4 protein-coding genes are annotated in these 14,092 nt (G+C 70.0%); all 4 read right to left on the bottom strand.

The window, feature by feature from the left end; all coding sequences use genetic code 11:
- Window positions 1–35 precede the first annotated feature (35 nt).
- Complete coding sequence (locus tag OOK07_RS32960; RefSeq protein WP_266800071.1) at window positions 36–3,824, bottom strand: amino acid adenylation domain-containing protein; 3,789 nt, start codon at window positions 3,822–3,824, stop codon at window positions 36–38.
- Between the two features lie 19 nt (window positions 3,825–3,843).
- On the bottom strand, window positions 3,844–5,148 hold the full coding sequence (locus OOK07_RS32965; protein WP_266685449.1) for an MFS transporter: 1,305 nt from the start codon (window positions 5,146–5,148) through the stop codon (window positions 3,844–3,846).
- Window positions 5,149–5,306: 158 nt separating this feature from the next.
- On the bottom strand, window positions 5,307–11,942 hold the full coding sequence (locus OOK07_RS32970; RefSeq protein ID WP_266800073.1) for a non-ribosomal peptide synthetase: 6,636 nt from the start codon (window positions 11,940–11,942) through the stop codon (window positions 5,307–5,309).
- Between the two features lie 259 nt (window positions 11,943–12,201).
- Window positions 12,202–14,001, bottom strand: a complete 1,800-nt coding sequence (locus OOK07_RS32975; protein WP_266800075.1) for a flavin-containing monooxygenase — start codon at window positions 13,999–14,001, stop codon at window positions 12,202–12,204.
- Window positions 14,002–14,092: the final 91 nt, after the last annotated feature.

The raw sequence follows: 14,092 nt of genomic DNA on the forward strand, positions 1-14,092 counted from the left end.
CATTTCCTCGGCGGTGAACCCGGCCGTGCTGTGTGTCATGCGTCGATCTCCCGTCGGATCAGCTCGGCGAGTTCCTCCACCGCGGGCTGTCGCATGATGCCGTGGTGGGTCGTTGCCACCGAGGCGAAGCCGAGCCCAGGCCCGACCACCGATCCCCAGCCCCACCTACGGTCGGGATCCTGCGGCTCGTCGGCCGGCTCGGCGCGCACCAGCAGCACCGGGAAGTCGGCTCGGCCGAGTTCGGCCTGCTCCTGCACGAAGTAGCGGTCCAGAGCAGTCATGTTGGTCATGTAGACGTCCAGCAGGCTCCGCAGCTCCGCCTCACCGGAGTCGGGAGGCAGCCGCCCGACGTCCTGCATGGCCTTGAGCAGTACCTGATGACCGAGATGACCGAGCGGCGGCCCCTCCGGCAGGTCCAGCTGGTAGTGGAAGGCGAAGCGGCGCAGGAGATAGTCGGCGGGCTGCCGCGCCAGGGCGCTCTCCGCGTCACCGGGGACACCGCAGTTGACGATGATCAGCTGCGCCACCTCGCGCCCGGAACGGCGCAGCGCCTGGGCCGTGGCGTAGGCCATGATGCCGCCGAAGCACCAGCCGATGATCACGGGAGGGGCATCGCCGACGGCCGCGATGTTCGCCGCGTACTCCTCGGCCATGGCGGCGAAATCGTCCTGCGGCGGCCTGCCGTGCAGACCCCAGGCCTCGATGCCGTAGACCGACCGGTCCGCCGGCATCAGCCGGGCCAGCTCCCAGTAGCTGAGCGTGTTGCCGCCGCCGGGGTGGACGCAGAAGACCGGTGCCTGCTCCTGCGGTCCGCGGGCGGCGCGCAGCGGGACCAGGTTGGAGTCCTGGACGTCGCTCCTGCGCACCAGCTCCGCCATCGCCGCGACGGTCGGGGCGCTGAACACCGCGGACATCGGCAGGCGCAGGCCGAAGGCGTTGTTGATCTGGGCCATGAGCTTGATCGCACGCAGCGACTGTCCCCCGAACTCGAAGAAGTCCGCGTCGGGGGAGGAGATGTCCTGGCCGAGGATCGAGGACCAGATCGCCAGCAGACGCTGTTCCACCGAGTCGCGCGGCCGGCCCGCCCGGGCCTTCGGCGGCGCGATCGGTGCGAGGGCACGGCGGTCGAGCTTGCCGTTGCGGGTCAGCGGGAACCGCTCCAGCACCTGCCACCCGGTCGGCACGAGGGCGGCCGGGAGGTGCAGACCGACGGCTGCCCGTACGTCCTCGACGGAGACGTCCACTCCGCCGGCGGCGGTGAGGTAGGCGTCCAGGTGCGTGACGAGTCCGTCGGCGTCCGCGCGCGCCACGACCGCCGCGGCGCCGACGCCGGGCCGGTCCGCCAGCAGCGTCTCGATCTCGCCGAGCTGTACGCGGTATCCGCGCAGCTTCACCTGGTCGTCGATCCGGCCGAGGATCTCGATGCCGTGGCCGGGTACCAGGCGGCCGAGGTCACCGGTCCGGTGGGCGTCCGCGCTGTCCGCCGTACCGAAGCCCGACCCGCCTTCGCGCAACCGCGCGAGGTAGCCGAGGCCCACGCCGGGCCCGCTGATCAGCACCTCTCCTGGGCACCAGGGCGGCAGCGCGGCACCCTCCGCGTCGACCACCGTCAGGACGTTCGCCCCGAGGCCGGAGCCCACCGGGATCGACGAACAGCGTTCATCGATCGAGGCGTCCAGCGGGAGGCATGCGGCGCCCACCGTCGACTCGGTCGGGCCGTAGTGGTTGTACAGACGCAAGGACGGCGCGATCTGTCGCAGCCGCTCGTACAACGGACGCGGCAGCAGTTCGCCGCCGAGCACGAGCACCTCGCTCGGCAGAAGCGCGAGCGGATCGGCAGCCTCGGCCAGCAGCGCGGAGAGGTGCGAGGGGACCAGCTTCATCGCGGCCGCGGGGCTCCCCCGCAACCACTCGGTGAGAGCCGCGGGGCTCGTGGCGGTCTCGGTGGGGATGAGCTGGACGCAGCCACCGCCGGCCAGGGTCGGGAAGACCGCCGTGTAGGCCAGGTCGGCGGCGAGGGTGGAGACCGCCGCGAACTCGGCGCCCTCGGACAGGGCGAGCGTCCCGCCGATCGCCGAGGCGTAGTGCGACAGCTGCTCGTGCCCGATGACGACGCCCTTGGGAAGCCCCGAGGTGCCCGACGTGAAGATCACATAGGCGGCGCCCGTGGCCGCCGCGCCGGAAGTCACCGCGCGCCCCGGGTCGACGACCGCGTCGGCCGTGCACACGATGCGGACGGAGCCCTCGTGATCGGCCTTCGGATCGGGGGTGAGCAGCAGCGCGGGGTCGGCCTCCCGCAGGATCGTCTCGATCCGCTGCTGCGGCCACGTGGGGTCGAGGGGGACGAACGCCGCGCCGGCGAGCCAGACGCCGAGCATCGCGACGACCGTTTCCGCCGAGGCGGGAACGAACAGCGCGACCCGCTGCCCGGCCCGCACGCCGTGCTCGCGCAGCAGGTGCGCCACCGCGTCCGCGCCCTGCGCCGCGTCCCGGTAGGACACGACACTCTCGCCGCAGCGCAGCGCGGGCTGCGCGGGCGTGCGCTCCGCCTGTGCGAGGAAGCGGTCGAGCACCGAGGCGTCCGACGCACGGGGCCCGGCCTCGGCGTTCGGCGCGTTCGGCGCGGTGAGGCGCAGGCCGCCGACGGCGCGCTCCGTGCCACCGGACAGCAGATCGGTCAGCTGATGTCCGAACGCCTCCGCGACGAGGTCCAAGTCGGCCTGGGCGACGCGGCCCGAGCCGCCGACGAAGGTCAGGCGCAGGCTCCGCGACCCGCGCACGCAGTCGAGGTGCAGCGCACCAGGAGCTTCGTGGACGGACGCACCGGCCGAGAGTTCCTCGGCCCACCGGTCCAGGCGGTGCCGGTACGAGAGCGGGCAGACGTCCGCCGCACGGTGTGCGGAGGCCGCGGTCCCCGGGTCGATCTGGTTCTCGATCGCCGCTACGGAGCGGAGCGCGTCCTGCGATGCCTGGAGCGCGTCGGCGACCGGGGTGTCCGCGCCGATCTCCAGCCGCACCGGTACCGGACGCTCCAACAGGCCGAGCACGTTCTCCAGGCCTTCCGTGGACCGGCCGTCGGCCAGCACCAGCACATGGTCGTCGGCGTCGCGGCAGTACCGGCCGTACAGCGAGCGCCAGAGAGCCAGCAGCACCGCCGCCTCGCTCACGCCGCACCGTCCGGTGAGCTCGTCCAGCCGTTCCAGAGCCGGCCCCTCGACGACGGCCGAGGCGCTCACCGGCTCGGCGGCCGCGTCCCAAAGGGCGACGGGAGTGAGGAAGGGCAGCGCCGAGGACGGCTTCGACGACTGCCGCGCCGCCTCGCCGGCCACCGGCGGCTGCGCCGACTCGTCCAGCACCTCACCGAGCCAGGCGGCGACATCGGCGTACTGCAGCACCGCGTCCTCGGCCGGGGCGTCCGTGTCCTCCAGCAGCAGGCCGGCAAGCCGGGTCCAGGAAGCGTCGTCGACGCTCAGCCGCGGCAGGGTGAGCACCAACTGCGTGCCGTCCGGAGCGAGTTCGTGCTCGACGGTCAGCGCGCCCGCACGGAACACGGTGCGATCCGTTCCCGGCTGCTCGATCGCGACCGGACTCACCGGATCCACGACCTGGACGAGCGTGGGCAGCCCAGCGAACTCGGTGTACCGCGTACGCAGGCTCTCGTGCGTCGCGACCGCCGTCGCGATCCGGGCCTCCAGGTCCGGTGCAGGTATCCGGGTGGCGGTGCGAACGGTGCGCACCGCCATGCTCCGGGCCTCGCCCAACCGGGCGAGCTGTTGCGGGGAGAGCTGATAGCCCTCCTCCTGCCAGGTCTCGACGCTCGTCATGATGTCTGCTCCTGAATGGTCATGCGGGCTCCGGAGCGGGGGCCGAGTCGGTGGTGGGGGATGCCTCAAGGCTGCGTACCGCGCGCACGGGTGAGAACAGCAGGGCCAGCGAGGCCAGGAACGTCCCGCCCGCGGCCACCACCACAGCCGTCCGCAGCCCGGTGCCGGACGCGAGCGCACCGCCGAGCAGTGAGCCGAGCGAGTACGCACCCAAGGCGCAGGTACGGGCCGTGGCGTTCACCCGCCCGAGCAGCTCGTCCGGGGTGGAGACCTGCCGGAAGCTGATCACCGTCACGTTGAAGACGGGAACGCTGAACTGGACGACGAAGGAGGAGACCGCGACGACGGCGATCGCCGCCAGTGAGTGGCCGTGTACGGCCGCGAGGACGAGATACCCCAGCCCGGGCATCGCCATCGTCAGAATCAGTGTCGGGCCGACGCCGAACCGTCCGGTCAGTGGGCCGACCAGGAGGACGCCGACCAGGGCGCCGACGCTGCCGACCGCGACGATCAGACCGACCTGCTTCGAGCCCATGTCGAGCACCCGGAGCAGATAGAGGAAGAACACCGACATCAGGGCGCCGGAGAACAGGTTGATGATCAGCGCGGCCGTGGTGAACCAGCGCAGCAGCGGGTGCCGCACGATCGCGGCGAATCCCTCACGGATCGAGGCACGGACCGAGAGGGTCGCCGCTCCGGGCTGAGGCTTCGGCGGCTCGTCGGCCGGCAGTCCCGCCACCGTGAAGAAGGACAGGACGTAGCTCGCCGCGTCCACCGCGATCGCCACCGGTGCGCTGAGCGCGCTGATCAGCAGGCCCGCCGCGCCCGGCCCGACGACCTGCGCCATCGAGTCCGAGAGTTCCAGCTTCGCGTTGGCGTCGCCGAGCCGGTCCCGCCCGATCAGACTGGGTGTGTAGGACTGGTGCGCGAGGTCGAAGAACACGGTCATCACGCCGACGACGAAGACCACGACGAAAAGCTGACCGATGTTCAGCACGTCGAGCCCGTGCGCGATGGGGATCCAGGCGAGGGCCGTGGCGCGCACGACGTCGGCGACGATCATCACGGTACGGCGCGCCCGGCGGTCCAGCATCACGCCGACGAAGAGGCCGAAGAGCAGGAAGGGCAGCGTCTCGAGGGCGACGAGCACGCCGGCTTCCATCGGCGTCGCGTGGAGCAGCAGGACCGCGGTCAGCGGCATCGCGACGTAGGTGATCTGGGAACCGAGGACCGAGGCCGACTGACCTGTCCACAGCAGCACGAAGTTCCGCTGGCGGAACAGCGAAGCCGGCTTCTTCCCGGCGCTCGCGGCATCCTCGCTCATGAGCGCCCCACCGCCTCACGGATCTTGGCTCCCGGTCGGGAACGCCGGGTCTCGGCGCGTTGGTCCATCACAGTCTTCCTATCGGGTCGAATTCGCCGCACGGGTGATCGAGGACATGCCGGGCGGTGTGGGGGCGTGCCTGGACTTCCCCCGGGCACTCAGTCTGCGGCTCCACCGAGCGGCTGTTCCAGCGGAGGACCGGGACGAGCCACCACCCGCCGCCTTCCGGGGCCGAGCCCCGGCCGGGTCTCCAACCGGTCCGGATTCACGTTCCGTTGAGCCGTATCCAGGACTTCGACCTTGCCGATGGGCTGGTCGGGGTCGGAGGTCAGTTCTGCGAGCAGGTGGCTGAGCCGCTCGGCCAGTGCCTGGACCGTGTGGTGGTCGAACAGGTCGGTGGCGTACGCGATGATCCCCGTGATCCCGGTCGGTCGCCCGTCCGGCTCGTACGACCCTCGCAGCAGGAAGTTGAGGTCGAATTTGGCTGTTTCGTGTCCGGGGATCTCGAATTCGCTGGTGGTGAGTCCGGGGAGGTCGAAGGCGGCTTCGGTGTTGGTGTCGAAGGACAGCATGACCTGGAAGAGGGGGTGGCGTGCTGCGGTTCGTGGTGGGGCGATGATCTCGACGAGGTGTTCGAAGGGGAGGTCCTGGTTTTCGAAGGCGGCGAGGTCTGTGTCCCGTACTCGGGTGAGGAGTTGGGTGAAGGTGGGGTTGCCGGAGACGTCGGTGCGCAGGACGAGGGTGTTGAGGAAGAAGCCGATCAGGTCGTGGAGGGCTTCTTCGGTGCGTCCGGCGACCGGTGTGCCGAGGGGGATGTCGGTGGCGCCTGTGAGTTGGGACAGCAGGACGGCCAGGGCGGCCTGGACGGTCATGAAGGGTGTCACGCCGGTCTGTCGGGCCAGTTCGGTGATGCGGGTGTGGATTTGTGCGTCGATGGTGACGGGTGTCTGGGCGCCGTGCTGGGTGGCGGTTGGGGGGCGTGGCCGGTCGAGGGGCAGGTCCAGTTCGACGGGGAGTGCGGCCAGTGCGTCGCGCCAGAAGGCGGACTGGCGGGCGACGGTGCTGGTGGGGTCGTTTTCGGAGCCGAGCAGGTCGCGCTGCCACAGGGTGTAGTCGGCGTACTGGATGGGGAGTTCGGTCCAGGCCGGGGCGGTGTGGGCGGTGCGTGCCGTGTAGGCGGTGGCGAGGTCTGTGCCGAGGGGGCCGACTGACCAGCCGTCGCAGGCGATGTGGTGGACCAGGAGTACCAGGACGTGTTCGTCGGGCCGGGTGGTGAAGGCGTGGGCGCGCAGCGGGATCTCGGTGGCGAGGTCGAAGATGTGTCCGGCGGCCTGGACGGCGAGGTCGGTGACCTTTTCGTCGTCGGTGTCCGTCCAGATCAGGGGGAGGGAGACCTTGTCGGCGGGCACGATGTGCTGGACGGGTTCGCCGTCGATGACGGGGAAGACGGTTCGCAGGCTCTCGTGCCGGCTCACCACGTCGGCCAGTGCCGCGGTCAGCGCCTGCCGGTCCAGCGGTCCGGACAGACGCAGTACCAACGGCATGTTGTACGCCGCGCTCGGCCCCGCCAGCTGACCGATGATCCACAACCGCTGCTGCGCAAACGACAACGGCAGCGACTTCGGACGAACCCCGGCCACCAGCGCCGGACGGGAGGGTCCCGCCTCGACCAGCGCACCGGCCAGGGCGGCGACAGTGGGGGCCTCGAACAACGCGCGGATGGTGATCTCCATCCCGAGCAGGGCGCGGATGCGGGCGACCAGCCGGGTCGCGAGCAGGGAGTGCCCGCCGAGTTCGAAGAAGTGGTCGTCGACGCCGACACAGGGCAGACCCAGCACCTCGGCGAACGCCGCACACAGCATCTCCTCCCGCACGGTCGTCGGAGCGCGGTGAGTCGAGGAGACCGCGTAGTCCGGGACGGGCAGGGCCTTGCGGTCCAGCTTGCCGTTGGCGGTCAACGGCAGCCGGTCCAGGACCACGACCGCGGCCGGCACCATGTAATCCGGAAGCGGCCCCGCGGCATGCCGGCGCAACAGGCCGGGCAACTGTGCGATCTGTTCCGGGGATTGACCCGGGGCGGGTACCACATAACCGACCAGACGCTTGTCACCGGGCATGTCCTCGCGGACCACCGCCACGGCCCGGGCGATACCGGGATACCGGGCCAGCACCGCCTCGACCTCCCCGATCTCGATCCGGAACCCCCGGATCTTCACCTGGTCGTCGGCCCGGCCGACGAACTCGAGGGTCCCGTCCGCCCGCCACCGCGCCAGGTCCCCGGTCCGGTACATCCGCTCGCCGGGCGCACCGAACGGGCACGCCACGAACCGCTCCGCGGTCAGTGCGGGACGGTTCAGGTAGCCACGCGCCAGACCGGCACCCGCCACGTACAACTCGCCCGTCACACCGGGGGCCACCGGTTCCAGGCCGTCGTCGAGCACGAACACCCGCATGTTGAAGGTGGGTCCGCCGAGTATCGGCCGCGGCGTGGACCGCGGCTCGGCGAAGACCTGGTAGACCGTGCACTCCGTGGGCCCGTAGAAGCTGAAGCTGCGGGTGCCCTCACCCAGCGATCCGAGCCACTCCCAGAGCGAGTCGGGCACGGCCTCGCCACCCACCACGAGCAGTGCCGGAGTACGGCGGCCGTCGTCGAACAGGCCTTCCGACACAGCGGCGGCCATGTGCGTGGGGGTCAGCTCCAGGAAGTCGACGTCGTGTGCGTCCAGCCAGGCCGCGAGGAGACCGATGTCGGAGAGCACCTCCGTGCTCACGACGTGCAGCTCGTGCCCCTCCAGCAGGCACGACAGCTGGTCCCACACCGCGTCGAAGGATATGGAGGTGGTCAGCGCGACCCGCAGCGGGCGACTGCCCGACAGATCGGCGGCGCAGGCGAAGACCGACTCACGGTGAACGCTGATGAAGTTGGTGATGCTGTGGTGCGATACCGCCACGCCCTTGGGAGTTCCGGTGGAGCCGGAGGTGTAGATGACGTAGGCAGGATGGGCGGGGGTCAGCGGGCCGGTGCGCTCGATGTCGGTCGGGTCGTGACCCCAGGCCGGGTGCGCGGTCAGCTCGTCCTGGGTGGCGGCGCCGTCCAGGACCAGAAGGGGCGCGTCGGCCGGCAGCCATGCCGCGGTGGCCTGGAGCGTCACCACGTACGACGGCTTCGCGTCCTCGATCATGAACCGGACCCGTTCCTTCGGGTATTCGGTGTCGATCGGGAGATACGCCGCGCCCGCCTTGAGTACGCCGAGCATCGCCACGACGAGGTCGATCGACCGTGGCAGTGCCATGCCCACGATGTCCTCGGGGCCGACCCCGTGCTCGATCAGGTGGTGCGCGAGCCGGTTGGCGCGGGTGTTGAGCTCGCCGTAGGTCAAGGTGGTGCCGTCGAAGACGACCGCGATGGCCTCGGGGGTGCGGGCGGCCTGTTCCTGGAAGAGCGCCGGCAGGGTCGTGGGCGGGACGGAGCGGGAGGTGTCGTTCCAGGTGTGCAGCACCTTCTCCTGCTCCGCGGCCGAGAGCACCGGGACCTGGTCGACCCGCTGGTCCGGGCCGGTGGTCAGGGTGTCGAGGACACGGGTGAAGCGTTCGGCGAGCTGCTCGATGCTTGCATGGTCGAACAGGTCTACGGCGTAGAAGATCTCGCCGGTCATTCCGGCGGCCCGGCCGTGCTCGTCGAAGCGTTCGCGCAGGTCGAAGGAGAGGTCGAACTTCGCCGGGTTGTCCTCGTCGGGCAGGACGCTCGTGCGCAGGCCGGGCAGTTGGAGCACGGGATCGGCGTTGTTCTGGAGCGCGAGCGTGACCTGGAACAGCGGATGGCGGGCCATGGAGCGGGCCGGGGCCAGCTCCTCGACCAGGCGCTCGAACGGCACGTCCTGGTGCGCCAACGCGTCGAGCGCCTGCTCCCGCACCCGGGCGAGCAGTTCGCCGAAGGACGGACCGCCGGACACGTCCGTGCGCAGGACGAGCGTGTTGACGAAGAACCCGACGACGTCGTCGAGCGCGGTGTCGGTGCGCCCCGCCGTCGGGGTTCCGATCACGATGTCCTGGCCGGCGCCGAGCCGGGAGAGCAGCACGGCCACCGCGGCCTGGAGCACCATGAAGACCGTCGCGCCTTCGTCCCGGGCCAGTTCGGCGACCCGGGCGTGCAGCAGCGCGGGGATCTCCAGCGTCACGCTCCCGCCCTGATGCGTGGCCACCACGGGGCGGGCACGGTCGACGGGCAGCGGCAGTTCCTCCGGTATGCCGGACAGCGCGCCGCGCCAGTAGGCCAGTTGCTTGCTCAGCAGGCTCTCGGGGTCGGTCGCCTCGCCGAGCAGTTCACGCTGCCAGAGCGTGTAGTCCGCGTACTGGACCGGCAGCGGCGCCCATCCGGGTTCCTGGTCGGCCAGGCGCGCTGTGTACGCCACCGAGAGGTCCCGGGCCAGCGGCGCCAGCGACCAGCCGTCACCGGCGATGTGGTGCACGAGCAGCACCAGCACGTGTTCGTCCGCACCGGCTTCGAACAGCCAGGCCCGGAACGGCACTTCGGCCGAGAGGTCGAAGCAGTGGCCCTCCGCCTCGCTGATCGACGCGGTCAGGCCGGACGGCCCGACCAGGGCGGCCGGTACCACGGTGAGCACCTCGCCGAGTTCCTCGACCGGCACCACCCGCTGGTACGGCCGTCCCTCGACCGACGGGAAGAGCGTGCGCAGCACCTCGTGGCGCCCGAGGACATCCCGCAACGCCGCGTCCAGCGCACCGGTGTCGATCGCACCGGAAAGCCTGATGACCGCCGGGATGTTGTAGGTGGCGCTCGGTCCCTCCAACTCGTGCAGGAACCACAACCGCTGCTGCGCGGACGACAACGGCAGCGGCTCCGGACGATCCGCGGTCACCAGCGCCGGACGCGAGGGGCCCGCCCCGGCCAGCGCCTTGGCCAGGGCGGCGATGTTGGGGGCTTCGAACAGGGTACGGATGCCGAGTTCGACTCCGAGCAGGGCGCGGATGCGGGCGACCAGCCGGGTCGCGAGCAGGGAGTGGCCGCCGAGCAGGAAGAAGTTGTCGTCGATGCCGACGGTGGACAGCTCCAGGTTCAGCACCTTGGCGAACGCGGCGCACAGGATCTCTTCCTGCACGGTCGTCGGAGCACGGCGGGCGGCCACGACGGCATGGTCCGGTGCGGGCAGGGCCTCGTGGTCCAGTTTCCCGTGATCCGTCATCGGCAGCCGGTCCAGGACCACGACCGCGGCCGGCACCACGTGCGCGGGCAGCAGCCCGGCAGCGTGCTCGCGCAGGATCGCGGGCAGCCGTACGGTGACTTCCGGGTCGAGGCCGGGGGCGGGCACCACGTAGCCGACCAGGCGCTTGTCGCCCGGGATGTCCTCGCGGGCGACGATCGTGGCCTCGGCGACGCCGGGATACCCCGCGAGTACCGCCTCGACCTCGCCGAGTTCGCTGCGGAACCCGCGGGTCCGCGTCTGGTGGCCCGCCAGACCGATGGGCTGGTCGGGGTCGGAGGTCAGTTCTGCGAGCAGGTGGCTGAGCCGCTCGGCCAGTGCCTGGACCGTGTGGTGGTCGAACAGGTCGGTGGCGTATTCGAGAATCCCCTTGATGCCGGCCGGCTGTCCCTCAGGACCGAACCGCTCCTCGAACTCGAAGTTGAGGTCGAATTTGGCTGTTTCGTGTCCGGGGATCTCGAATTCGCTGGTGGTGAGTCCGGGGAGGTCGAAGGCGGCTTCGGTGTTGGTGTCGAAGGACAGCATGACCTGGAAGAGGGGGTGGCGTGCTGCGGTTCGTGGTGGGGCGATGATCTCGACGAGGTGTTCGAAGGGGAGGTCCTGGTTTTCGAAGGCGGCGAGGTCTGTGTCCCGTACTCGGGTGAGGAGTTGGGTGAAGGTGGGGTTGCCGGAGACGTCGGTGCGCAGGACGAGGGTGTTGAGGAAGAAGCCGATCAGGTCGTGGAGGGCTTCTTCGGTGCGTCCGGCGACCGGTGTGCCGAGGGGGATGTCGGTGGCGCCTGTGAGTTGGGACAGCAGGACGGCCAGGGCGGCCTGGACGGTCATGAAGGGTGTCACGCCGGTCTGTCGGGCCAGTTCGGTGATGCGGGTGTGGATGTGTGCGTCGATGGTGACGGGTGTCTGGGCGCCGTGCTGGGTGGCGGTTGGGGGGCGTGGCCGGTCGAGGGGCAGGTCCAGTTCGACGGGGAGTGCGGCCAGTGCGTCGCGCCAGAAGGCGGACTGGCGGGCGACGGTGCTGGTGGGGTCGTTTTCGGAGCCGAGCAGGTCGCGCTGCCACAGGGTGTAGTCGGCGTACTGGATGGGGAGTTCGGTCCAGGCCGGGGCGGTGTGGGCGGTGCGTGCCGTGTAGGCGGTGGCGAGGTCTGTGCCGAGGGGGCCGACTGACCAGCCGTCGCAGGCGATGTGGTGGACCAGGAGTACCAGGACGTGTTCGTCGGGCCGGGTGGTGAAGGCGTGGGCGCGCAGCGGGATTTCGGTGGCGAGGTCGAAGATGTGTCCGGCGGCCTGGACGGCGAGGTCGGTGACCTTTTCGTCGTCGGTGTCCGTCCAGGTCAGGGGGAGGGAGACCTTGTCGGCGGGCACGATGTGCTGGACGGGTTCGCCGTCGATGACGGGGAAGACGGTTCGCAGGCTCTCGTGCCGGCTCACCACGTCGGCCAGTGCCGCGGTCAGCGCCTGCCGGTCCAGCGGTCCGGACAGACGCAGTACCAACGGCATGTTGTACGCCGCGCTCGGCCCCGCCAGCTGACCGATGATCCACAACCGCTGCTGCGCAAACGACAACGGAATCATGCAGGCTACCTCGCTGTTTTCCGACCGCTACCAGTCGCGATCCGCAGCCGATGGCTAAGGCGCCGAAATCACCGGCCACGCGTCGGGCCGCAGCGGGATCGGGAGCCGTTATGTCGGCAGAATTAATTGGCAAAGAGAAAACGGAGTTGTATCGACTTCGCGAGGCTAGCAGCCGGCACTCACCAGGGTGAATGAGTCCCGGGCAGCACTCGACGGAGCCCGGGAGGACTGTCTCGCCGGCGAGACGGGGCAAGCGGCTTCAGCTGTCCGAACGGTGGAATTCCAGGCCGTCGAACTCCCCGCTGCCTCGCCATTTCTGAAGGTGCCGGAAGAAGCCCAGGCCATCGGGGAACTCGTATTCGTCCCAAAGGGAATGCGGACCGAGATCCATTCCCTCGTTGTTGGAGTAGCCGGGGGTGCATTCCGTGCCCAGGAACGTGCGCCACTCCGGGTCGACACCCACATTGCTCATCCAGGCGTCCTCCGCCTGCCGGGTGAGTTCGACGACGTCGGCTCCCGTGGTGACCGCGTGTGAGACGACGGCGGCGACGGTCTTGGCCGCCTCGGACAGGTTGTGCGAGAGGTTGGAGAACCGGGTCCCGCCCGTGAGCGACTGAACGAGGAACGCGTTGGGGAACCCTTGCACATGGAGACCGTGCATCGTGCGCATGCCGTCGGTCCAGTGCTCCGACAGTCGCCTGCCGTCCCTGCCGACGGGGTCGAATCCGGCGCGCCGGGTGGGCGCGGTGCCGACCTCGAACCCCGACGCGTAGATGATGCAGTCCACCTCGTACTCGGTGCCGTCCACCACGACACCTCGCGGCGTGATCCGCTCGACCCCCTTGCCGTCCGTGTCGACGAGACGGACCGTCGGCTCGTTGTAGGCGTTCAGGTACTCGTCGTGGAAGGTCATGCGCTTGCACGGAAGCCAGTACCAGGGCTTGAGAAGTTCCGCGGTCCGTGAGTCCTTGACCGTCTTCTCCACGCGGGCGTGGAGCTGGCCCATCTTCTCCATGTCCGCGTAGTACGCGGCGCCGAGCTCCTCGGACGTGTCCGGGTCCGGGCGTGAGGTCTCTTCGGCGTTGCGCCACATCCTGGCCATGGCGGTCCAGCCGTCGTTGATCAGATCCTCGGCCGGCTGCTCGGCCGACGTCATGTTGGCCGCGTAGTTGTCCAGCCAGCGCTGCTGCCATCCGGGCGTGGCCATCTGCGCGAACCACTCCGGGTCGATCGGCCGGTTGTTGCGGACCTCGATGACGGAAGGCGTGCGCTGGAACACCAGCAGTTCCCGGCATGCGGTGGCCAGGTGAGGGACGCACTGCACCGCGGTGGCGCCGGTGCCGATGATCGCCACCCGCTTGTCCCGCAGGTTGCCCAGCGGTCCGCCGACCGGGTCGCCGGTGTAGGCGTAGTCCCATCGGCTCGCGTGGAAGGCGTGGCCCGCGAAGCTCTCGATGCCCGGGATGCCGGGGAGCTTCGGCACGGACAGGTGGCCGAGCCCCAGGCACACGAACTGGGCGGTGAACTCGTCACCGCGGTCGGTCCGCACCGTCCACAGGCGGGCGGACTCGTCCCAGTCCAAGCCGGTGACCCGGGTGTGGAAGAGCGCTTTCTCGTACAGCCCGTACTGCTTGCCGATGCGTTGGCAGTGCTCCAGGATCTCCGGGCCGCGCACGTACCACTCGGTGGGCACGTAGCCGGTCTCCTCCAGCAACGGCAGGTAGATCATGGACGCGATGTCGCACTGGGCGCCCGGGTACCTGTTCCAGTACCAGGTTCCGCCGAAGTCGCCGCCGGTGTCCACGATCCTGACATCGGCGACCCCCTTCTCCTGCAGGTGGGCGCCCGTCATCAGGCCGGCGAACCCCCCGCCGATGACCGCGACCGTGACGTGGTCGCGGGACGGCTCGCGCTCGATGCGATCGGTGAAGGGGTCCTCGTTCATGTGCGCGAACCCGCCACTGAGGGTCAGATATTGGTCGATGCCGTCCGGCCGCAGTCTCTTGGCCCGCTCGGCGGCGTTCTTCTCGACATGCTCCGACGCCTTGTGCCTGGACATAGAAGTCTCTCCTCCGAATGCATTTCTCCGGCCGTCCGGCCAGGTTCGCCTGCTCGCGGCGATGGAACACGAACGTGAACTGGTGGTGGGG

This window comes from Streptomyces sp. NBC_00078, from assembly GCF_026343335.1.
GTDB lineage: Bacteria > Actinomycetota > Actinomycetes > Streptomycetales > Streptomycetaceae > Streptomyces.

What these genes read in the sequence shown, in the direction of transcription:
- OOK07_RS32960 (WP_266800071.1), bottom strand. Translation starts at nt 3,824, where the DNA reads ATGACGAGCGTCGAGACCTGGCAGGAGGAGGGCTATCAGCTCTCCCCG.
- OOK07_RS32965 (WP_266685449.1), bottom strand. Translation starts at nt 5,148, where the DNA reads ATGAGCGAGGATGCCGCGAGCGCCGGGAAGAAGCCGGCTTCGCTGTTC.
- OOK07_RS32970 (WP_266800073.1), bottom strand. Translation starts at nt 11,942, where the DNA reads ATGATTCCGTTGTCGTTTGCGCAGCAGCGGTTGTGGATCATCGGTCAG.
- OOK07_RS32975 (WP_266800075.1), bottom strand. Translation starts at nt 14,001, where the DNA reads ATGTCCAGGCACAAGGCGTCGGAGCATGTCGAGAAGAACGCCGCCGAG.